General features: G+C 66.6%; 17 protein-coding genes. 4 read left to right on the forward strand and 13 right to left on the reverse strand.

Going from position 1 to position 21,909, the window contains the following annotated elements:
• Positions 1 to 13: 13 nt before the first annotated feature.
• The 4 genes from era to lepA form a co-directional block, all read right to left on the reverse strand.
• The gene (gene era, locus ACGTNG_RS12435; protein WP_394577364.1) at positions 14 to 913 is read right to left on the reverse strand and encodes a GTPase Era; all 900 of its coding nucleotides are present in this window, start codon (positions 911 to 913) and stop codon (positions 14 to 16) included.
• Positions 910 to 1,614 (reverse strand): ribonuclease III, encoded by a 705-nt coding sequence (gene rnc / locus ACGTNG_RS12440; RefSeq protein WP_394577365.1) that lies wholly within the window; start codon positions 1,612 to 1,614, stop codon positions 910 to 912. The genes era and rnc overlap by 4 nt, the downstream gene beginning before the upstream one ends.
• A 98-nt stretch (positions 1,615 to 1,712) precedes the next feature.
• On the reverse strand, positions 1,713 to 2,516 hold the full coding sequence (lepB, locus tag ACGTNG_RS12445) for a signal peptidase I (RefSeq protein ID WP_394577366.1): 804 nt from the start codon (positions 2,514 to 2,516) through the stop codon (positions 1,713 to 1,715).
• A gap of 14 nt (positions 2,517 to 2,530) precedes the next feature.
• On the reverse strand, positions 2,531 to 4,348 hold the full coding sequence (gene lepA, locus ACGTNG_RS12450; RefSeq protein ID WP_394577368.1) for a translation elongation factor 4: 1,818 nt from the start codon (positions 4,346 to 4,348) through the stop codon (positions 2,531 to 2,533).
• Positions 4,349 to 4,555: 207 nt separating this feature from the next.
• On the opposite strand from lepA, the gene ACGTNG_RS12455 reads away from it, so the two are divergent.
• Positions 4,556 to 4,861: a hypothetical protein gene (locus ACGTNG_RS12455; RefSeq protein WP_394577369.1), complete on the forward strand. Its 306-nt coding sequence runs from the start codon at positions 4,556 to 4,558 to the stop codon at positions 4,859 to 4,861.
• 646 nt (positions 4,862 to 5,507) lie between these two features.
• Here the strand turns inward: ACGTNG_RS12455 and ACGTNG_RS12460 are convergent.
• Both ACGTNG_RS12460 and ACGTNG_RS12465 read right to left on the reverse strand, forming a co-directional pair.
• Positions 5,508 to 6,353: a KilA-N domain-containing protein gene (locus tag ACGTNG_RS12460; RefSeq protein ID WP_394577370.1), complete on the reverse strand. Its 846-nt coding sequence runs from the start codon at positions 6,351 to 6,353 to the stop codon at positions 5,508 to 5,510.
• Between the two features lie 70 nt (positions 6,354 to 6,423).
• Positions 6,424 to 6,603 carry an Arc family DNA-binding protein gene (locus tag ACGTNG_RS12465; RefSeq protein ID WP_394577371.1) on the reverse strand — a complete coding sequence of 60 codons (180 nt, stop codon included), beginning with the start codon at positions 6,601 to 6,603 and terminating at the stop codon, positions 6,424 to 6,426.
• A 108-nt stretch (positions 6,604 to 6,711) separates the two neighbouring features.
• Between ACGTNG_RS12465 and ACGTNG_RS12470 the strand changes: the two genes are divergently transcribed.
• From ACGTNG_RS12470 to ACGTNG_RS12480, 3 genes are all read left to right on the forward strand, one after another.
• Positions 6,712 to 6,987 carry an Arc family DNA-binding protein gene (locus ACGTNG_RS12470; protein ID WP_394577372.1) on the forward strand — a complete coding sequence of 92 codons (276 nt, stop codon included), beginning with the start codon at positions 6,712 to 6,714 and terminating at the stop codon, positions 6,985 to 6,987.
• 142 nt (positions 6,988 to 7,129) lie between these two features.
• The gene (locus ACGTNG_RS12475) at positions 7,130 to 7,774 is read left to right on the forward strand and encodes a hypothetical protein (RefSeq protein WP_394577373.1); all 645 of its coding nucleotides are present in this window, start codon (positions 7,130 to 7,132) and stop codon (positions 7,772 to 7,774) included.
• 39 nt (positions 7,775 to 7,813) lie between these two features.
• Complete coding sequence (locus ACGTNG_RS12480; protein WP_394577374.1) at positions 7,814 to 8,035, forward strand: hypothetical protein; 222 nt, start codon at positions 7,814 to 7,816, stop codon at positions 8,033 to 8,035.
• Here ACGTNG_RS12480 and ACGTNG_RS12485 read toward each other — a convergent pair.
• From ACGTNG_RS12485 to ACGTNG_RS12515, 7 genes are read right to left on the reverse strand one after another with little or no spacing between them, the layout of a single operon-like run.
• Positions 8,022 to 16,337 (reverse strand): LPD38 domain-containing protein, encoded by an 8,316-nt coding sequence (locus ACGTNG_RS12485; protein WP_394577375.1) that lies wholly within the window; start codon positions 16,335 to 16,337, stop codon positions 8,022 to 8,024. The genes ACGTNG_RS12480 and ACGTNG_RS12485 overlap by 14 nt on opposite strands.
• A gap of 58 nt (positions 16,338 to 16,395) precedes the next feature.
• The gene (locus ACGTNG_RS12490) at positions 16,396 to 17,475 is read right to left on the reverse strand and encodes a hypothetical protein (RefSeq protein ID WP_394577376.1); all 1,080 of its coding nucleotides are present in this window, start codon (positions 17,473 to 17,475) and stop codon (positions 16,396 to 16,398) included.
• Positions 17,475 to 18,149, reverse strand: coding sequence for a hypothetical protein (locus ACGTNG_RS12495; RefSeq protein ID WP_394577377.1), 675 nt, complete (start codon positions 18,147 to 18,149; stop codon positions 17,475 to 17,477). The genes ACGTNG_RS12490 and ACGTNG_RS12495 overlap by 1 nt, the downstream gene beginning before the upstream one ends.
• Before the next feature lie 21 nt (positions 18,150 to 18,170).
• Positions 18,171 to 19,181 (reverse strand): hypothetical protein, encoded by a 1,011-nt coding sequence (locus ACGTNG_RS12500; protein ID WP_394577378.1) that lies wholly within the window; start codon positions 19,179 to 19,181, stop codon positions 18,171 to 18,173.
• Between the two features lies 1 nt (position 19,182).
• On the reverse strand, positions 19,183 to 19,593 hold the full coding sequence (locus ACGTNG_RS12505; RefSeq protein ID WP_394577379.1) for a hypothetical protein: 411 nt from the start codon (positions 19,591 to 19,593) through the stop codon (positions 19,183 to 19,185).
• A 15-nt stretch (positions 19,594 to 19,608) separates the two neighbouring features.
• Positions 19,609 to 20,634 carry a hypothetical protein gene (locus tag ACGTNG_RS12510; RefSeq protein ID WP_394577380.1) on the reverse strand — a complete coding sequence of 342 codons (1,026 nt, stop codon included), beginning with the start codon at positions 20,632 to 20,634 and terminating at the stop codon, positions 19,609 to 19,611.
• A gap of 33 nt (positions 20,635 to 20,667) precedes the next feature.
• Positions 20,668 to 21,336: a DUF4376 domain-containing protein gene (locus tag ACGTNG_RS12515; protein WP_394577381.1), complete on the reverse strand. Its 669-nt coding sequence runs from the start codon at positions 21,334 to 21,336 to the stop codon at positions 20,668 to 20,670.
• Positions 21,337 to 21,909 lie beyond the last annotated feature (573 nt).

Genomic DNA, 21,909 nt, shown 5'->3' on the forward strand with positions numbered 1-21,909 from the left:
CGGCGTCATGGCATCAGTCCAGGTCGTAGCCCAGGCTCTTCAGCGCCCGCTCGTCGTCGGACCAGCCACTCTTGACCTTGACCCAGAGGTTGAGCATCACCTTGGCGCCCAGCGCGCGCTCCATGTCCAGGCGCGCCTCGCGACCAATGTTCTTGATCCGATCGCCCTTCTCGCCGATCAGGATCTTCTTCTGGCCCGCCCGCTCGACGAGGATCAGCGCGCTGATGTGCACCACCCGCCCCTCGTCGCGGAACTCCTCGATCTCGACCGTCATCTGGTAGGGCAGCTCGTCGCCGAGCTGGCGCATCACCTTCTCGCGGATCATCTCGGCGGCGAGGAAGCGCTGGCTCTTGTCGGTGACCTGATCCTCCGGGAAGTAGTGCACGCTCTCGGGCAGGTGCTTGGCGACCTCGGCCTCGAGCTCGGGCACGTTGGTGCCGTGCTTGGCGGAGATCGGCACGATGGCGGCGAAGTCGCGGCGCGCGCCGACCTGCTCCAGCCAGGGCAGCAGGCTGGCCTTGTCCTGCAGGCGATCGACCTTGTTGACGGCCAGGATCACCGGCGCCTCGACGTGCTCCAGGCGCTGCAGTACCACCTGATCCTCATCGCTCCAGCGGGTGCGGTCGATGATGAAGACCACGCAGTCGACGTCGCGCAGGGCCTGCACGGCGGCCTGGTTCATGAAGCGGTTGATCGCCTTGTTGCGATCCTTCGCCAGGATGTGGATGCCCGGCGTGTCGACGTAGATGAACTGCGCCTCCTCGTCGGTCTTGATGCCCATCACCTGGTGGCGCGTGGTCTGGGGGCGGCGCGAGGTGATGGAGATCTTCTGGCCGAGGATCCGGTTCATCAGCGTCGACTTGCCGACGTTGGGGCGGCCGACGATGGCCACGAAACCGCAGGTGGTGGTCATGATTGGCTCCCGGTGCCGTGGGTCTTGGTCGGTTCGAGCTGGTACAGGGCCTGTTCGGCGGCCAGCTGTTCGGCGTGACGACGGCTCGAGCCGACGCCTCGGGTGTGCTCGTCGAGCACCTCGACATGACACTCGACGGTGAAGGTCTGGGCGTGCGCTTCGCCTTCGACCGCGGTCACCTCGTAACGCGGCAGGGCCACCTGGCGCGACTGCAGGAACTCCTGCAGGCGCGTCTTGGGATCCTTCTGGGTGTCCTCGAGGCTGATGGCCTCCAGGCGCTCGGCGTACCAGGAGAGCACGCGGGTGCGGGCCGTCTCCATGCCCGCGTCCAGATAGATCGCCCCGAGCACCGCCTCGACGGCATCGGCGAGGATCGAGTCGCGGCGGTGTCCCCCGCTCTTCATCTCGCCGGAGCCGAGCCGCAGGCACTCGCCGAAGGCCATCTCGCGGGCCAGTTCGGCCAGGGTCTTGCCCTTGACCAGGCGCGCGCGCAGCCGCGACAGCTGCCCTTCCCGCGCCTGGGGAAAGCGCCGAAAGAGCGCCTCCGCGATGACGAAGTTGACGATCGAGTCACCGAGAAACTCGAGGCGTTCGTTGTTCTGACCGCCGTAACTGCGGTGCGTCATGGCCAGTTCGAGCAGACCGGGATCGGCGAACGCATGACCGATGCGGCGGCTGAAGGCGTTGAGGGAGTTGCTCACGGAGCTCCTGAATACGTCGATATCAATAAGGGTGTGTTCTCTCGCCGGGCCCGACGATCGGTCGGGCCCGGCAGGCGGGCCGGCCTGCTGTCCAGGGGCTACTGGATGCGGCGCACGCTGGTGAAGCTCGGCAGGCCGCCATCCCAGTGCATCCAGACGGCGAAGGCCTTGCCGACGATGTTCTCCTCCGGCACGAAGCCCCAGTAGCGGCTGTCGTTGGAGTGATCGCGGTTATCGCCCATGGTGAAGTAGTGGCCTTCCGGCACCACCAGCTCACGCACCTGGGGACCGGGATCCCGAGGGTTATTGTAGATACGGTGCTCGAGCTCGCCCAGCTGCTCGGCCATCAGCAGCTCGGTGGGCGCCTTGACGGGCCCGGCCTCGAGCAGCCGCTTGGGGACCGCCTCGCCGTTGACGAAGAGCTGCTTGTCCTCGTAGCGAATCCGGTCGCCCGGCAGCCCCACGACGCGCTTGATGAAGTTCACCGACGGCTCGTCGGGGAAGCGGAACACCATGACGTCGCCTCGCTCGGGGTCATCGACCTCGACGAAGCGGGTGTTGATCACCGGCAGCCGCAGTCCGTAGGCGAACTTGTTGACCAGGATGAAGTCGCCGATCTCGAGCGTCGGGCGCATGGAGCCCGATGGAATCTGGAACGGCTCGACCAGAAAGCTCCTGAGCACCAGCACCACCAGCAGCACCGGGAAGAAGGAGCGGGCGTAGTCGACCGGCCAGGGCTCCTTGATCGCCTGTTCGCGCGCCCGTTCCCCGAGTCCTTCGGTGGTACCGGCCTCGACCGTGGCCAGCCGCTGCCGGCGCGCGGGACGCCACCAGAGCAGATCGAGCAGCCAGATCACTCCGGTGACGGCCACGGCCACCACCAGCATCAAAGAGAAGTCCATGCGGTTATCCGTCCCTAGTCATTGACCCTGAGCACGGCAAGGAAGGCATCCTGGGGGATCTCCACCCGGCCGACCTGCTTCATGCGTTTCTTGCCCGCCTTCTGCTTCTCGAGCAGCTTCTTCTTGCGGCTGACGTCGCCGCCGTAGCACTTGGCGGTGACGTTCTTGCGCAGCGCCTTGACGGTGGAGCGCGCCACCACCTGCCCACCGATGGCGGCCTGGATGGCCACGTCGAACATCTGGCGCGGGATCAGCTCCTTCATCTTCTCGACCAGCAGCCGACCCCGGCTGTGGGCGTGATCGCGATGGATGATCACCGCCAGGGCGTCGACGCGGTCGCCGTTGATCAGCACGTCCAGGCGCACCAGCTTGGCCTCCTGGAAGCGCTCGAAGTTGTACTCCAGCGACGCATAGCCCTTGGAGATCGACTTCAGGCGATCGAAGAAGTCCATCACCACCTCGGACATGGGCAGCTCGTAGGTGAGCTGGATCTGGCTGCCGAGGAACTGCATGTCGAGCTGGGTGCCGCGGCGCTGCTCGCACTCGGTGATGACGTTGCCGACGAACTCCTGGGGCACCAGGATGCTGGCACGCACGATGGGCTCGCGCATCTCCTCCACGTCGGCCATGTCGGGCAGCTTGGAGGGGTTGGCGACGTAGTCGATCTCGCCGTTCTTCATCGCGAGCTCGTAGACCACCGTGGGCGCGGTGGTGAGCAGGTCCAGGTCATATTCGCGCTCCAGGCGCTCCTGGACGATCTCCATGTGCAGGGTACCGAGGAAGCCGACCCGGAAGCCGAAGCCCAGGGCGTCGGAGTTCTCCGGCTCGTAGTCCAGCGAGGCATCGTTGAGCGCCAGCTTCTCCAGGGCGTCGCGGAAATCCTCGTAGTCGTCGGCGCTGACCGGGAACATGCCGGCGTAGACCTGCGGCTTGACCTTCTGGAAGCCGGGCAGGCGCGCCACGTCCGGGGTCTTGGTATGGGTGATGGTATCGCCCACCGGCGCGCCATGGATGTCCTTGATGCCGGCGACCACGAAACCGACCTCGCCGGCGCGCAGGACGCCGGTCTCCTTGCGCAGCGGCGTGAAGATGCCCACCTCGCTGGCGGGCCAGTCACGACCGGTGGAGGTCATGCGGATCTTGTCGCCCTTCTTCAGGGTGCCGTCGAAGATCCGCACCAGCGAGACCACACCGAGGTAGTTGTCGAACCAGGAGTCGATGATCAGCGCCTGCAGCGGCGCGCCGGGATCGCCCTTGGGGGGCGGAATGTCGCGCACCAGGCGCTCGAGCAGCGCGTCGATGCCGAGCCCGCTCTTGGCCGAGACCTGGCAGGCGTCGGTGGCGTCCAGCCCGATGATCTCCTCGATCTCGTGGGCCACCTTGTCCGGGTCGGCCTGGGGCAGGTCCATCTTGTTGAGCACCGGCAGCACCTCGAGCCCCTGCTCGATGGCGGTGTAGCAGTTGGCCACCGACTGGGCCTCGACGCCCTGGCCGGCATCCACCACCAGCAGCGCGCCTTCGCAGGCATAGAGCGAGCGGGACACCTCGTAGGAGAAGTCCACGTGGCCCGGGGTGTCGATGAAGTTCAGCTGATAGACGTTGCCGTCATCGGCATGGTAGTCCAGCGTCACCGACTGGGCCTTGATGGTGATCCCGCGCTCGCGCTCGAGGTCCATGGAGTCGAGCACCTGCTCCTTGAGCTCGCGCTCGGTCAGGCCACCGCAGGTCTGGATCAGCCGGTCGGCCAGGGTCGACTTGCCGTGGTCGATGTGGGCGATGATCGAGAAGTTCCGTATGTGGCTGAGCTGGCTAGGTTTTTCGCTGTTCGACATTCGCTAAAATCCGCTTCATGTACGCGCCCCTGTACGTATCGTGGGAATTACCCTCGGCGGGCGCGCGTGGAGAATGCGCGCATTGTAGCGTGACGGGGGCGCGGTGTCGCCAGCCCTAGCATGGCCATCCCCACTGCCCTACCTTGAGCCCATGACTATCGAACCTGGCCTCCGCAGGATGTTAGAACGCCGCTGGTGCATTGCTTCATGATCGAGAGCGATACCCTCCTCCGCGTCACCCGCTGGAGGAAGCGCCTCGAGCGGAACGGCTGGACCGGCATTCGCCGCCGAGCGCCGCCGCGGGATCGGCTGATCGAGTACCACCTGATCTGGCGCGGCCACCTGGTGTCAGGCCGGGTGCGCCTGGCCGACACGACCGACGCCGGCTGGTGGCAGCCTGGAACGCCAGCCTACTTGTTCATGCGGGGCGTGGATGTCACGGATGGTGCGTGGCGGGTATGCCGAGCCCAGTCCGCCCTGGTTGGGCAAGTGCACCGACGGATGCCGGTTTGATCAAGAGACATTCCGATATTCCATGGTCTACCCTCAACAGCTCATGTAAGCACCGAAGATAAGGAAGCCGTATGTCCAGGATGATCAAGGTAGTCGATGGAGATGGTGTGCAAGATTACGTAGCCGCAGAGTGTGAGGATGTAGTGCACAGTTCGGTGAATGGGCCAAGAAGAAGCTTGCCCGGCAAAGTTGAGTTTTCCCTTTCTTCAACCGGGATGCCAGTAAATCCTCAGTCTGCGTCTCACTTTGAGGATTGGGATGGAGTGGCATATTACGTTGAGGAAGAGCAAGACCAGGAATGGCTTCTCAAGCTGTAGCTGCTGAGCCCTCGCCACGGAGATCTGCCATGCCCGCCCCGCCCAGGTTAAGAGTATCGAGATCAATGACACCCGAGCAGGTTGTCGAGAAGCTCAGGCGTCGGCCGTACGACCGAACCGCACGACAGGCGGCCGATCTGATCGAGGAGCTGATACGCGAAAAAACCGCCCGGGAGGGGCGGCCAGATCGGTGTCAGTGACAGTGATTGATCGGGTGACACCTTGCCTTCCCTGGCGGCGAGCCGCATCCCGCGGCACGCATGTCGGCGTCACGCCTCCATCCTAGATAAGAAAGCAGTGAAACGATGTAAGACATCTAGGACAGTCGCTTAGGCGGCCGGCGGCAGAACCCCCGCTTTACGCTGCATGGATTGGGCGATCCGCCCCGCCGCCAGGACGTGCTCGTGGCACTCGCTGGCGTGGCGGCTGCCCAGGGCATTCAGGGCGGGCCCCAGCTCAGCCTGCCAGCGTTGTGCCATCCACTTGGCGTGGGTGCATAGGGCCAGCAGATTGCATGCCTCATCGGGCGAAAGGTGCAAGACGCCCTCCCCCTCGATCGGATCAGGCTTCGGAAGGTACTCGCCATCCAGCGCCACCGACTCCACAGCGCCCAGCGCCTCAGTGAAGCGCTCATCAGGCACGTCTTTGTAGGTGGCCACCTCGAAGCGGTCCTTCAGGTGGTTGTAGATGCGGCTGAAGGCCGAGCGCCGTTGGCTCTTCGGCAGCGCTTGCGCGCGGCGTGCGATGGCGCGTTGCAGAGTACGCTGGTGAGCCGCTGTGAGAGGACTTGGCAGGGCCTCGTGTGGTTGCTCGAGCCGTTGCAAACGCCCCATGCGGTAGTCGAGGAACACCTGGTTCACCTGCAGCTGGTACTTCGGGCTGATCCAACCAGCGTAGCTGATGGCCAGAAGCTCGTGGGCGTAGGTGCCTCGGCCGGTACCTCCGTGCTTTGCCCCCAGCGGAGCAAAGCCCGAATTCGGGCTTTGGGTCTCGAGCTCCGCAACAAGCTCCTTGGACTGAGTGGTTACTGTCCACTTCGAGGGGCGTTTGTGATCGCCCTCCCCACTCGCCTTGTGGATGGCGTTCAGGTTGAAGCGGCCATGCTCGTCGGTGGTGATCTCGTGGCCGGCGATGACCGGGTGCATGGCTGAGGTGCTGGTGCTAGAATCTTTCATGTGAGCTTTCCTCGTTACAGTGGTTTGCTCTGCTTTCGAAGCCCCTGGTGTTCCCGCACCGGGGGCTTCTTCATTTCTTGGTGCCTGCCCTTCCATTTTTCCCCTCACGTTGCCGCTGCGTTTCAAGGTAGTGAACGATCTGCGCGTTCATAGACCTGTGCTCTTCGCCGGCCCGTGCCTTGACCCATTCGGCAAGGTCGCCGGGTATCCGGATCTGGGTTCTGTACTTCCTCATGTCGATGTCACTCATAGCCGATGTGACATCACTATGGCATCCACGCTTGTGGATATCAAGTAGACTCTTTGACTCAATTAGAGCCCACGAACATTCTTACTCCCCACAATGCAGGGGAGCGGCATGAGCGACAGACACCAGACAACACCGTATCCGCTGAGGATGCCCGAAGAGCTGAAGGCTCAGCTCAAGGAGGCGGCAGCCGGAAATCACCGCTCCATGAACGCGGAAATCGTCGCGCGCCTACAGGAGAGCTTCGGCGGCGGTCTCGAGATCGACAAGATGGGTGAATACCCCCTCATAGAAGCGTGGGAGCATCTCGAGCGCTTGCGCACCGAGCTAGACCGGGCCATGGGAGAATACAAGAAGCTTCTGACCAGAAAGCAGCAAGACAGCTAGCCAGCCCTCCCCTCCAAGCAGGGATGTGGGCATGGGCGTCACTCAACATGGTATCAAGTGCCTTGGCACTACACGCTTACGCTGAAAGGCGAAAAGCTGAACCAGTAATAGTTGAGCAAGACTTACAACGCAGGGAGGCAACATGGTGAAGAGTAAGTTTTTTCCTGAAATAAAAAAAATTAGAGCAATAGGATCGATTATTCTGTCGGTTCCTCTAACTGTCTTATTCCAAAGCTCGGCCTACTCTCAAATACATCTTCTCAGCTCAAACGAAAGCCTGGGGTTAATACACAACGCGTCTATTGAAGTTTTTGATGATGTGACAGGCGGGTGCTGGACTAATGCGGAAGCTATAAAACAAAAAGCCAGGCTCACGCTGGAGCAGAGCGGGGTCAGCGTTTACCTTGAAGAGCTTTCCGAAAATTACCCCTATTCAGCAAGCATTTACATTGAAGCCTTCGGAAAACGCTCCTCATCCTCTGCTTGTTTTGGATCCATAGAGGTAGGCATTCAAGACACTTCAAGCAGATCTATTGGTGAGTCATACTTACTTGGAAGTATCAATTTTTATCGCCAAAGATCGGTAGCAATGGGAAGAAGCCTGAATGAGCCATTCTCAAACTCTGTTGAAGAAAGTATAAACAAGCTGGCCGCCGAAATTATCAGCAACAGAAGAAATGAAAATGTTCAACGACTGTTCAATAAGCATGGAGAAGATTTGCAGGAAGAGCCAGAAACTAGAGAAGAATGGAAAGAGCGGATGAATATCGACCTCTCTGATAGCTAGGCCCTCGCATCTCCTCACGCGCCCGGCTACGCTGGGCGCATGAGCCTCACTCTCGACCATATCGGCCCGGTGCTGATCGCCCTCCCCATCTTCGGCCTGATCGCCATGACGGGCGTCCCTGCCCGCTGGCAGACCGTCCAGGGCTGGCTGCTGATGAGCTTCGTCGGCATCCCGGGCGCCTTCCTGCTCATCGCCCTCGCGGTCAATCTCCCCTTTCTGCTGTTCTTCCTGATCCTGCTGGCCGGCATCAGCGCTCGTTAGCGCGCGCCTCCTGAATCCGCGCGCCCCAGATGCGCTGGATCTGCGCCTTGCGGGCCTGCAGCCGGTCGAGCCGCTGCCGCTTGGTCGCACCATCCAGGTTGGAGCGTCTGATCATGGTGATCTGGTTGTTGAGCCTCCCCATCTGGCGCTGTGCGCGGTTCAGGCCCTTACGCAGCATCAGCAGGCGCCGGTTCTCGTTCCGGATCTCGTTGGCCTCCTCCCAATGCTCCATCTCACGCAATTCTTTGACGTCGGCGTAGGCGCGGCGCGCCTCCGTCAGCCCGTCGTAGAACACGGTCCCGTACTTGGTATAAGGGTCGGTGTCATCCAGGTTGCGGTAGAAGCGCCGGATCGGCTGGAACTCGTACCACTTCCGGTCGGGGGCTTCATGCCCCTGGGATGCCCGCCAGAAGGTGTCCGCCATGCCGGCACCCCAGGCGCCCACCTGCCCCAAATAGCCCTGGATCAGGTGATCGACCTGCACCGGCGACAGCGCCAGTGGGTTGGTCTCCGGGTTACCGAGCGCTCCCACCGTGCTGTTCAGCAGCTGGCTGACCCCGGTGGCGACCGCGGTGGTGCTGTATCGCTGCCGGAGCTCGGGCGACAGCCGCTGCATGCCCATGTTCTCGATGGGGCGGTTGGTGAACGAGTCCTTGTTGGCGTAGACGTCCAGGGCGGGCTGCATGATCTGCGGCATGCCCACGGCGAAGGTCTGAGTCAGCATGTGGCCCATGCGCTGGGCGAACAGCTCGCCGGTGGCCTCGTCGTCCAGGAACTGCTCGGCGGTGCGGATCATCATGGTGCCGATGGCGCCGACCTCGAACGGATTGGGGATACGGTAGAGCTGGTCGCCGATATTGAAGTGGGTGTAGGTGTCCTTCTCCCACTCCTCGAGCTCCTTGAACCACTCCTCGTCGCGGTTCTCCAGATAGAGGGCCAGCATCGCCAGCGAGACGGCGCCGGTCACCGCCCAGAATCGACCGGCTACCTGCTTGTCCGTGGCGTTCGGTGTCTTGCCGCGCAGGGCGTCGAAGACAACGCTGCCGCCGGGGCGCACGCCGGAGCGATAGATCTTGTCCAGGCCCTGAATCCTCGCATTCAAGAACGGGATGATGTCGATCAACACCCGGGTCGCCGGCCAGGCGCCATGGGACGAGAAGTCCATCAGGTCTCGCGCCTCGAAGGCCGCGCGCAGCTGGTTGCCCTCGGTGGCGTTCTGCGCGTAGATGGCGGCGCGGTTGAGGTTCTCGGCGTGATTGTTGACGTCGTTCCAGCGAGCCCAGCCCGCGCGCACCACCGAAGCCACCTGACCCACTCCCAGCGGAATGGCGCTGCCCGGCGTGCCGGCGGCGCCGGCATCCCGCAGGTTGCGGGTCATGCCGGCGCGCAGCTCGTCCACGTTGCCGGTGCCGTAGAGGTGGCCGAAGCTGAAGTTCGCCCCCGAGGCCAGCATCCTGGCGCGCGCCTTCTGGTCGCGCAGGGTGCGATGACCGACCAGGATGTTGCCCAGCACGTTCTTGCTCAGGTCGCTGGTGGCCGGGGCCTGGATGCTGTCGCGCAGCAGGTTGGCGGCGATGTACTGCGGCGTCACGGTCACGGTGTTGGTGAACACGCGCTTGAAGCCGCGCATGACCTTCATCAGCGTGCTGTTCATGCCGGTCTGCGATAGCGCCGTGATGGCGTTATAGACCAGCGGGTCGTCGATCTCGTAGTAGACCTTCTGGCCATCCTCCATCACGAAGGTGCTGGTGGCCGTGTCCCGACGGCTCTCGGGCACCTGGCGGGCCACGCCGAGCTGCTTCGAGTTCTCGATGGCCTGGCGGGCGGCGTTGTTCTTGAGTCCGGCGTCGATGATGTGGTGAAAGTTCATCATCGTGTTCTCGAGCAGGTTGTTCAGGTTGCCCGTGCCGCCCTTGAGCTTCTTCACCGCCTGCTGGCGGGACAGGCCGCTGGTGGCCAGCTGCCCGGCCTCGAAGCCCTTGTCCTCGCTGAGCCGGTAGAAGGGCACATAGAACTCGTCGCGCCACGCGGCGCGCTGCTCGGGGCTGATCACGCCCAGCGCCTCGCCGGCGGCGAGCACGTCGTCGCGGTACTGCTGGAACTCCTTGAACACCCGACCATAGGCCTCGCGGCGGCTCTGGCCATCGGCCAGGCTGCCGCGATCCCAGTCCTTCATGGCGTCGATGTCGCCATCATCGAACAGGTTTTCCCGGCCCTCGGCGCGCAGTTTGTCGGCGCGATTGCCGGCGATCCAGCCCAGGAAGCGGTGGATCTCGGCCGCGTCGCCGAGCTGGCCCAGCACCGCGCCCAGCCCCATGCTGTCGTCGTCCTTGGGCTGGAAGACCTGCTCCTTGGCGTTCCACTCGATGCGGCTGTTCTTGAGCAGCACCTCGGCCACGCCGTTGGCCGACTTCGACATCCGCGCCTTGACCCAGGCCGACTGGGTGATCTGCTCGGTGGTCGCCTCGTCACCGTACAGCGCCAGGTCCTGCTCCATCAGCGGGCCGTACTGGTCCACCACGCCCTGGCGCACCTTGGCCCGCCAGCGGTCGGTCTTCTCCTTCCACCACTGCATGGCGCTTCGGACTACCGTCGGCTCGCCGATCTTCTGGGCGGCGGCCTGGTCGGCGTCGGTGAAGTCGTCGAAGGCCTGCTCGAAGGCGACCCGCTGCTTGCCGCGGAGGCTGTAGATCTGGACGTCCTCACCCTCCTGCTCGGCCTGCTGCCGGCGCAGGTAGTCCCGGGACTTTTCGCCCAGGGCCAGCACGTCGGTATAGGTCCACCCCACCATGGGGAAGACGCGGCGCAGCAGCTCGCGGAGCTTGGCCACGGCGCGCTGCCAGGCCTTCGGCCGGGCGCCCTTCTCCAGCAGGTGGGCAACCATCTCCTCGCCGATGGTGATGCGGTCCTCGCGCTTCGCCGGATCGAGGAAGGGATAGTCGCGGCGCACCTCGGCCAGCGCCGCCCTGCCCTCCTTGCTGTTGGGCAGGCTTCGGTAGAGGTCGAGCATCACCCGATCGAGATCCTCGCCGAGTACGCCACGGATGCCCTTGTGGCCCACGGCTTCGTGGACGGCGACCTCGAGGCCCTCCTGGGCGGACTCCAGGTTGTCGGCGACGACGTAGAGCTCGCCGCCGATGTACATACCCCGCACGTCGGCGGGATCCACGCCGCGAAGCGCCATGCCCAGCAGGGCCTTGGGTGGCAGCTCGCGGACGGTCTGGATCACGCGGGCATCGGCCAGCTCGGGATGCTCCTCGAGCATGGCGGCCACGTCCTCGGCCTGTGGCGGCCGGGTGTCGCTGCCGCCCAGTGAGAACCGCGGATCGCTATCGAGATCGCGGGCGATGGCCTGGCCATCGAGCCCCGCGATGTCGGCGCCCACCTGGATGGCGCTGCGGGTCAGCTTGCGCTGCCAGGCACCGTGCTTGCGGCTCCAGCGGAAGCCCCGGGCCTTGAGCCGGGTGCGCACCTCCTCGGTCGGCTTCTCGTCGAAGTGCAGGCGCAGTCGCTGGTCCTCAATGGCCATCTTCAGGCGCCCACCCTCGAAGGCATGCTCGGTGGCCAGCTCGCCGGTAGCGGCCTCCTGCTCGTTGAGTGCCAGGGCCTCGAGTTCGGCCACACGCTGCCGCGCCTGCTTCAGGCGGGCGTTGTTGTTGCGCAGGGTGTAGGCCGGGAAGCCGGTATCGCCGAGGGCGTTGGGCTGCTGGATGTCGGTCGCCTGCTGCTCGGTCAGCCCGGCCTCCTCCACCAGCCGGCGGTCCACGTCCTTGTCCGAGCGGATGATGCGGTTGGCCGCCTTCATCTGCTCCTGGGCCTGCTCGGCGGCCTCCAGGCGCTCGCGCGCCTGCTGCAGCTCGGTCTTCTGGCTGCCGTCCTCATTGGTGTTGCGCAGCCGCTTGCGCATCGCCTTCTGGGCCTTCTCGTCGAAGGTCTCGAGGTCGTCCAGCGCCTTCTCGGCGCTGCGCAGCTTTTTGTTGTTGCGCTCGACGTTGAAGTTGCCGGCGCCGGTGATCATGGTGCTCATGGTGCGCGACTCGCGCTCCAGCTGCGCCTTCACCCGCTGGACGTAGCCGCTACGGTAGCGCTTGAACTCCTCGGCCAGCACGGCCTTCTGGCCATCGGTGCGGGCCAGACGGGCCAGCTTGTCCCAGGCGCCGAGCATGTGCAGGACGTGGCCATCGACCTTATGGCGCCCGGCCTTCTCGGCCATCATGTGGGTGCCGCGGGCCGCCTGCTCGCCCAGGTCGTAGCCGATCAGTTCCGGGGTGATGGGCACCGGGTTCTGTCGAGCGCGCTCCATCTGGATGGCGTGGCGCACGTCGTGGATCAGCTCGTCCATGTCGCTCAGGCTCATGCCGGCCCGACGCGCGGCGCTCGGTGATCCTGGCTCACCCACTGCCTCCGCCATGGCCTGGCGGATCTCGCTGAACTCGGCATGGGGGTTGGCCACCAGCGTCTCGTGTGCGGCCCGGCGCAGCGTATCGCGGGGGCTCGCCTGGGGGGCGGACTGCTGCGCTGCGTCCTCAGCCGGAGCGCCCTGCCGCCCCTCCTCGAAGGCCGCGCGCATATCGGCGGTCGTCAGGCCGGCACGGTCGCGAATGTCGGCGGGACGAACCCCCTTTCCGAGGGCGTTGATCACCCGCTTGGCAGCGCCGCCCTGCTCCAGGGCCACGCTGTACTCGCGATCCGGATAGCGGCGCCCGATATCGCGCATGATGTCGAGAATGGTCTCCCGCTCTCGAGAGACCCGGGCTTGCTCGCTCTCGATGGACAGCACCACGCCGCCCTCGACCTCAACGGCTTCCACTCGGCGGCCCTCGCGACGCGCCTCCTTGGCGTACTTGCTGGCCTCGGCGCTGCGTGCGGAGGCGAACGGCTCCCCGTTGGCACGGTACTGAAGGCTTGCGTCGGGGGTGGGCGATGACGAAGGCTCGTCCCGGGTAGCCACCCCCTCGGCCTGCTGGGTCGGCGCGGGCTCCTGCGTCGGCTGGGCGCTCATCAGGTCCTGCTGGCCGCCGGCAGCGGCCACATCCGCGGCACGATCGCTCCCGGAGAGACGGAAGTCGTCGGCTTCGGCATCGGCCTGGGCGCGCTGCTCCTCCTGGAGGCGACGGTCGGCTTCGGCCTGCTCGGCCTGGCGCTGGGTCTGCTCGCGGTCGGCCAGCTCCTGCTCGTCGTAGCTGGCGAGCAGGGGCGCGTCGTCTACCGCGTCGGCTTGCTGTCCCGCCGCATCCCCTGGGGCAGCTTCAGTTTCTCGCCCTTGGGCAGGTTCTCGTTCGCCTCGCTCAGCGCCTGGCCGAACATCCCCTTCAGGTGATCGTTTCGCGGCGCGCTGATCTTGATCTTGGGCTTGGAAGGCGGCATTGAAGACGTCCTCGTTGGTGGTGGTGTCCTCGAACAGGGCGCCGTTGCGCTCGCTCTCGGCGCGGGTCCGCACTGCCTGGCCAATGTAGCGCATGGCCTCGGTGAGTGCCCGGCGGCTGCGCAGGTTGTTGCGCAGGGTCACGGCCAGCAGAGCCGTGGTCTCCGGCACCGGCTCGCTGAAGGCGTCGGTCTGGCGGGTGAGCTCGCGCACGCTGATGCCGTCCTGGCGGGCGTTGCGCAGGATACGCACGGCATCGTTGATGGTACCGATGGCATCCAGCGCGTCCCTGCTGCCGGTTTCCTGCGCCAGGGCGAGATCCGGGGCCGCGGCCTGCAGGGCGGTAACCAAGTTGCGCATCTGGTCACCCTGCTCGGTGGCCATCTCCACCATGTCGGCATCCTGGTAGGCCTTGGCGAACACGGCGCGCTGCATGCGGCTTCCCAGCTCGGCGCCGGCCTGGCCGTCACGGGTGGTGTAGCGCGCGGCCTCGTTGTTACCCAGCCGCTGGACGAAGGCGCGCTGGAAGGCGCGGTTGCTGGCCGCCAGCGGGTCGCCGGACTGATCCGGGGCCCATGACTGCAGGTCGTCGGCGGTGAGGCTGTCGGCGTCGCCCATCGCCTGCTCGTAGGCGGTCATGCCGGCCACCTGGCTCTCGTTGGCCCGGCGCGCGAAGTCGGCGCGGTCGATGTTGCTCACCCGCTCGCGCACCAGCACCGGGCGCTCCATCTCGTCCACGGCCGCGGGGTCGATGCCCTGCTCCTCGGCCTGGCGACGCACGGCGTCACGATAGGCGCGCGCCTGGGGCCCGCCCTGCTGATAGGCCTGGGTGATGGCCATGGCGCGACCGTTGCCGGACTCCACCACGCCGTCGCTGCCGATGATCGGCGCCCCGGTACCGGCGTCGCGGCTGGAGCCCAGCCGCTCCGGGTTCAGTCGGGCGGCGATGTTGCGCACCTGCACCTGGCTGTTGGCGTTGGTGCGGTCGCGGGGCTGGAGCTCCTGGGGGTAGTCGGGGTTGATGCGCCCATCGGGCGTGTTGGAGGGGCGCAGCTCGCCAGCGTCCATCACCCGGAAACGGGTGCGGACGGGAGTGTTGTCGGGGAGGTAGGCGGTTTCCCCGCGGCCGCGGGTGCGGGCCAGCTCGGCGACACGCGCGGCTTCCTGCTGCTGGCGGGCACGGCCGACCTCCGCCTCCTGGCGGGCGCCGGTGTCGGTGAAGCGCGGATCCGCGAACGGCTGATCCAGGCCGGTGTTGGCATTGCCGGCCACCGGGCCCTCACCGTACACAATACCCTGGTCGGGGATCTGTGGGCGCTGCACGGCCACCTGCTCGCGCAGTCGCTCGCTGCCCTGGCGTTGGACGGCCAGCCCTTCATCACGGCGCACGTTGCGCGCCCGGTGATCGTACTGGGTCTGGTCAGCGGTGGGGCCGCCGGCGAAGATGGTATCGGGGTCGCCCGGGGGCAGGCGGCGACCGTCCTGGCCCAGCAGGCCGGCCGGGCGCTGCTGGCTTTGCTCCTCACCGACGAGCTCGCCCTCGCGGCGGGCAGGGCGCTCGGCGGTGCCCTCGCGGGAGAGCGACGCGCGCAGGTCCTTGCCCAGGCGCTGGGCGGACATCAGTCGGCGGCGAGCGCCCTCCAGATTGCCGGCTTCGTACTGCTCCTCGGCCATCTTGAGCTGGCGGTCCATGTTGCGCAGCCGAGTCTGCCCTTGATAGCTCGCTCCCTTGGCCAGGTGCTGCAGGTCATCAAGCTCGCCCATGGTCAGATGCAACTGGTTACCCACCTCGGCGGCGGCCTGCGGGTCCATGGCGGGCCGTGCCGACGTCTCGGCCTGGGCGACGGTCTCCGCCTCTTGGCCGGCCATCGCCTGATCGAGGGCGTCGCCGCCCTGGGCGGCCGCCTGTTGGCGGGCGGCCTCGATGCGGGCCACGTCGCGCCTTGCCTGGCCGCGCTCGCCGAGGCCCACCGGGCCGCCCATGAGACCGCCCATCAGGCCACCGGCCGCGGCCTCGTCCACCATCGCCTTGAGATCCACCTCGCTGACGTCACCCAGCAGCGAGGCGTTGTTCTCTGCCCAGTAGCCCGCATGCTGCTCGACGAGGTTCTGCAGTCCCTCGGTGCTCATTTCCTGCATCAGGTTCAGGGCGCTGCCGCCACCGGCCGCGCGCAGGGTGCCTCGCCCAGCCTGGCGTCTGAGATCAGCCTGCACGCCGTCGCTGATCTCGCTGGCGGCCTTATCGGCCAGGCCGCTCTTACCCATGGCGCGCAGAGCGCGGATAGGCGTGAGGGCATCCAGGGCGCCGATGATGGGGGCATGCGCCAAGGTGGTCTCGAGATCCTCGGTCTGCCCCATGATTTCGCCGGCGCCCATGGCGGTGGAGCCGGCCGCCGCACCGATCGTCTGGCCGAGGCGCTTGGCGCTCTCCTTGATGGTGGCGCCGGCCAGCAGGCGCGCACCGCCGCCCGCCGCCACGCCACCCACACCCCCCGAGGCGATGGAGGTGGCCATCACCGGCAGCAGGTTGCCGGCGGTGAATTTGGCCCACTCCCAGGTGCTGGTCTCGGGATCGGTGAACAGGTCGGTGAAGCCGTAGTCGAGCGAGGTCTCGGCGGCCTCCTGCATGTTGCGCTGATAGCTCTCGCGGCCGGAGCGCACCCAGCCGGGATTGTCCAGGGCATCGCCGGCCAGCATCTGCAGGCCGCCGCCCATGGCCTGCAGCTGGTTCAGCCCGGCTTTCACGCCCCCGGTGAAGCCGGGTCCACCGTCGTTCTGCTGCTGGGGTTCGGGCTGGATGCCCAGCACCTGAGCGTTGAACTCGGCCTCGTCCATGCCCTGAAAATCAGGGTGGCGGCGCAGCGGCTCGGCGATCTGCCGGTCAGAGAGGTTCTGCAGCTTGGGGTTCTGCTTGCGCAGTTCGTCAACTAGGGCCATGAAGATGTCTCCCGACATGAAGGGCCCCAGCGTGATGCTCGGCGAGGTTCAGCCGAGCTCAGCGCTGGTTCGGTAGGGTCACGCCAGCCTCGAGGAGGGCGTCCATCGCCTCCTTGAGCTGCGCCTTGCGATCCGGATCGCGCTCGGTGTCGTGCTGCGCGGCAACCTCGACCAGCACCTGCTGGGCAGCCTGGCGCTCGGCCTGGGTGTCGATGCCGCCGCCGTTCGCTCGGTTGAGCAGGCCGCCACGCTGAAAGCCGCCGCTGAAGCGGTCGGGGATGGTCAGGCGGCCGGCGATGCGCTTCGCCTCGTCGGTCATCTCGCTGACCCGGGCGTCTGCCTCGCGGTTGCGCTCGGCTTCGGCCTGCTGCCGCTCGCGCTCCGCCATGTAGTCGGAGGCGGTGGTGCCGCCCTCCTGACCACTCTGCCCGCCGCCGCTCCCCTGGGCGCCCGGGCGTGCGATCAGCGGTGGCGGGCCTCCACTGCCGCCTCCGGTGCTACCCTGCTGACCCTGGCGCCATTGCTCATAAGCGGAGAGCGTTTCACTGCCAGAATCGATGCCCTGGGCGTAGGTGCGCATCTCCTGAGGGATCGCCTGCATCCGCGCCTTCTGCTCCTCGGAGAGCATGCCGGTCTTGGCGATCTCCTGGAGCGATTCCATCTCGGACTGCAGAGACTCGACATAGGCCTGGTCGCGCTCCGTCCAGCTCTCGCCGCCAAACCGCATGTCGCCAGCATCCATGGGCTCAATGTCCCCAGAACGGGTGTTGATGCGCACCAGGCTGCCATCGTTGGCCTGCATGACCTCCCAGTCGTTGCGGCCCATGGCGGCGCGGCTGTTGGCCCCTCGCTCACGCAGCAGGGCCAGCTCGCGCTGCTGCTCCCGGGTCAGCTGGTTCTGTCCGGCGGTGAAGTCCTGCCCCTCGAGGCGCTCGCTGCGATTGAACTCCCGGGTGCGCTGGTTCTCGCCGCGGGTGAACTGCTGCTGATCGTCCTGCTGGGCCATGCGATAGCGGTGCTTGACCTCCGCCAGCGCCTCCTGGCGCTTCTGCTCGATGCGGCTCTGGGCGTTGTGCTGCACGGCCTGACCGCCGCCCATCAGGGCGCCGGCCAGGGCCTGGCCGAGTAGTCCTGCCATCATGCACCTCCGGGCCGGGCGGCCGGCTGCTGGGCGGAAGGTTGCGGGCCGCGCGGCGCGGCGGGCTGCCGGGGTGGCTGGCCGCCCTGCGGCCCGGCCTGCTGTCGCGCCTGCTGCATGGCGCGGATCAGCTCGCCGTAGCGCTGCCGCTGCTCGGGCGGCATCTGCTCGGCGGTGGCCTCGCCGAAGCGTCCCATGGCCAGCAGGAAACCGCCCTCGATGGGCTCGGCGTTGCCCTGCTCGGGCAGCACGCCCATGTTGACGGCGATCTCGCCCACGGCCTGGGCGGCGACCATGCCGGCCTGGAACATCACGCCCGGCGGCACGGTGCGGCCCTGCTCGGAAAGGGCCCGCCAGGCGGTGACCATGAGACGTGAGACGACACGCCCGATGGCCTCGGCGGGCTGGTCGGCCTGCTGCTCGAGCATGGCCAGCACCTGGTCGCGTCGCTCACCGTAGAGCGGTTCGAGCATGGCGCCGACGAGCGCCTGGCGCTGCTGCGGCCCCTGCTCGGGGTCCATGTCCACGCGGGGATCGCGGTCGCCCGGGGCGGGCTGCTGCTGCGGTTCAGGCTGGGGGGAAGATTGGCCTTGCGGGGCCGGTAGCGGCGGCGGTGTGCCGCCAGGTTGGGGTTGAGCCGGCTGGCCCATGCCCTGCTGGAGAAGTCCTGCCATGATGTGTCGCCTCCCGGCGAGTTATCCGAAAAAGCTGGCGGCGTGGCTGGCATAGCCGTCGAAGTCCACGGGGCCATAGACGGACGGCGCGGCGGCCGTTGCCTTGGGTGACATGGTAGCAGGCGTGGAGGCGGGTGTGGACGCGCCGGCGCCCATGCCGGTGCCTGGGGTGCTGCCGCCATAGTGGCCCAGTCCGGCGTTGCGCCCAAAGCTGCCGCCCAGCGCCGCCCCGCCGAGGGTGCCGGCGATGGCGCCCGGCAGGCCGCCCACGGCCGCACCCACGCGACCGCCCGCGGTGCCGCCCAGCTTGCCGCCGAGCAACCCGCCGAGGGAACCGCGCGCCTGCTGACCGATGTTGCCGCTGAACGAGTTGTCCAGGTCGGCGCCGAAGTCGTCGTTGAGCTGGCCGATCCGACTGGTGGCGTCGAAGGTGCGCGCGGTGGCGTCCACCGCCACGCCGAGGCCGGGCACCGCGCCCGCCAGGGTCGTCAGCCCGCGGCCGATCAGACCGGGCTTGGCCGTGGCCTGTATGTCCCGCGCCACGGTGTCGAGGTCGCCCTCCTGAAGGCCCGGCCCCATGTCCTGCGTCAGCCCGCGGGGGGATTGGGCGTCCACCTCGCTCATGAAGCCGCGCTGCTGGCCCTCGAAGGAGGCGATGGCGCCGGTGGCGATGGTGTCGAAGTCGGCGGCGGGCTGCTGGCCCATGCGCTCGGAACGCACCTGGCCGCGCACCGTGCCACCGCTGGAGCCCGTCCCGGCGCCGGGGCTGGCATGGCCGCCGCCATACCCCTTGCCGGCACCCTCGGTGGCGAGCTCGCTGCCCAGCATTCCGCGCCCGGCGTCGGACGAGCCGCCGCTGTGCCCGCCACCGTACCCCTTGCCGGGGCCCTCGGTAGCCACGGAGTCGGCAAAGCCGCCATGCCCATCCATGCCGCCGAAGTTGCCGCCGCCCATGGCGCCATCGGACGGGCCGCCGGGATCACCCCAGCCGCCGCGACCGCCGCCCGGGCCGCCCGGATCACCGAATGCCATATCAGCCCTCCTCCCGGTCGCCGGTGATGTCGCCGTCGGTGATCGCCCCGCGGGTGATCGCCTGGCGGTGGCTGCCGTAACCGCTCACCTGGCCCGGCTTGGCGTAGGCGTCTTCGCGCCGGCGCTTGTACATCTTCATCTCGAACGCGCGCTGGTCCTCGGCCTGCTGCCCCTGGAGGTAGGCCTGGCCCACGCCCGCGGCGACGCCGCCGATCAGGTTGGCCGCCTCGGGGTTGTCGTTGAGCCAGCCGAAGGCGTCGGTGGCGTAATCGGCCACGTTGTCGAAGAAGCCGCCGGTGGTCGTGGTATCGACGCGATCCATGAAGTCCATCGCCGACGAGCCCGCATCGACCGCCGCGTCCACGGCGCCGCTGTCGAGCGCGGAGCCGATGCCGCTGAGTAGTCCTGCCATGTCGTCGCTCCTCGGTTACAGGCTGGGGAAAAGCCCGGTATCTCCCAGATAGGAGGACAGGCTGTCGTAGAGGTCGCCCTGGAACTGGATGTCGCTGTCGCGCATTTCCAGGATCTGCTCGATCATCGCCGACTTGTCTTCGGGCTTGATGTTGGGGTTCATCTGCACGTTGTTGATGGCGTCCATGGACTGGGCCACGATGTCCGTCACCTGGCCCGACATGGCGCCCCAGGCGTTAGCAACGCTCGAGCCCTGGAGCTGGTCCATGCTGAATCCGTGCTGTTGCTCGTTGAGCGCTTGATCGAAACCGAAGCGCTGCTGGTTGAGCCCCATCTGCTGCTGGTAGCCAAGCCGGCTCATGTAGTCCTGCTGCTGGCGGTCGGCGTTGGCCTGGCTGTTCTGGAAGTAGGTCTGGGCATCCTGTTGGGCGAAGGGTGCCGCCGCGGAGATCATCGCGCCCTGGGCGGCCTGGCTGCCCATCGAGCTGTTGAGCAGGCCGCGCTGGTTGGCGCGCTGCTGCCCCTGGGTGGCCGCCTGCTGCATCAGCGGCGAGTTGCTGGCCAGCATCTGCTGCAGCTGTCCCTGGGAGGTCTGGTTGCCGGTCACCGAGGTCTGCGGCACGGACCCGAGCAGCCCCTGCGACTGCGCCTCGGCGTAGGGCATCACACCCTCGGCCGCCCCGTAGCGGTTGTAGTGCTCCTGGGCAGACAGGCCGGCATCCGCGAACGCCTGCTGGACATCGCCCACGCCCCAGTCGGTGCGACCATCCTGCTGGGTCCGGTTGAGCTGTTGAGCCTTGTTCTGCAGATAGGTGCTGGTGTCGAAGCGTGAGCTGACGGTAGACGGGCGCGGGGAGGAGCGACTGGTGCTGATCCCTTCGTCCTTGCCATAGCGGCTGTAGTGCTCCTGGGCGGAGAGGCCGGAGTCCTTGAAGGCCTTCTGCACATCAGCCACGGTCCAGTCGTTGCGACCGCCTTCGCCGGTCTTGTTGAGCTGGGCCGTTTTGTTGTTCAGGTAGGCGGTGGTATCGAATGCTGCCATGGGAAACCCTCACGGTTTGCCGGAATGTAGGTGCTACCAGGTGATCGCCTCGACGGCGGCGATGGCCTCGGTAGCGCTCGCGTAGTCCTCGAGGACCACCGCGGTCACGGCGTCCTTGCGATCCCAGCTGCGCGCCATGAGCTGCTTGAAATGAGCGAGGGCTGCGTCGGTGGCGGCGATCATCTCGGCAGGAGTCATCGGATAGCGGGCGTTCGACATGGCGCGCAGCTCCTGCACGGCGCCCGTCTCACCGGCCGCCTGGAGGTCGCGGGCTTCCACCGCCAGGCCGAGCAGGTTCTGGCGATCCTCCCCGCGCATCTGGATCACGTCGGCCGTGCCGTCCGGCATGGTGTAGGGCAGGCCCTCGCCGATCGCGGCGGCCAGGGCTTCCTCGATCTGGCGGCGCTGCCGTGTCTTCGCTTGCTCCAGCCGCTCGGCCTGCTCGGATGCCGTGGGCGGCACCACCTCTCGCACGACCACCACCACCCGACGCTCAGGATCTGGCGTCAGCGCCTCGGTTCCGTAGCGGTGGTAATCGTCCGGCAGCGGCGATGATTGATCTTCCGCGGGCCACCAAGCCACTCCTTGAAGGCCAAGCGCGGGGTCGATCCAAGAGAGGTCGGCTAGAGAGTCGCGGGAGAGGCCGCGCAGGAATCTTGGCAGCGACTCACGCACTGCCACGCCATTCTTCACTTTAATCATCTCTCACTCCCATCAGCTAGGTCCGACGTCACCGGACGGGAAAGCTCGACCTTTCCCCCATATAATTCGCACCGCGCCACGCCCACCAGGCTGGCCGGAGCTATCGTGTGTTTCCCCACCGCCCCCGGCTCCGAAGACACCATAAGGCGCGGTCTCTGCAGCCGACCCATCGCCGCCGTCTTCTCCGTTTGTACCGCTATCAGAGACGTACTGCCCGCCAGCCCCGTTCTCACCAATTCCATAAAGGCCGACGCCACCGCCGTCACCACCAGTGACCGAAGTGCCGGAATACGATGTTGCAGCACCGCCGCCAGCCCCCCCACCGAGGCCATCGCCGCCGTCGGCTCCTGAAAACGACTCACCGCCGTCACCACCGTTACCCACATAACCACCGGCACCGCCGCCGCCGCTCGCACAGGGCAAGCTAAGGCCGGTGTCATAAGTGCCGCCAGCCCCGCCATCGCCACCGCCATCTACCAATGAAAGGCTCCAGTCGGTTCCAAAAATTTCCACACCATTCAACAGCACATAGGACCGATGGCTGGGACCGGGTGAGCTAAATGACGTTGCACC

The sequence above is a fragment of the Halomonas sp. B23F22_3 genome, from assembly GCF_043496965.1.
Classification (GTDB): Bacteria; Pseudomonadota; Gammaproteobacteria; order Pseudomonadales; family Halomonadaceae; genus Halomonas.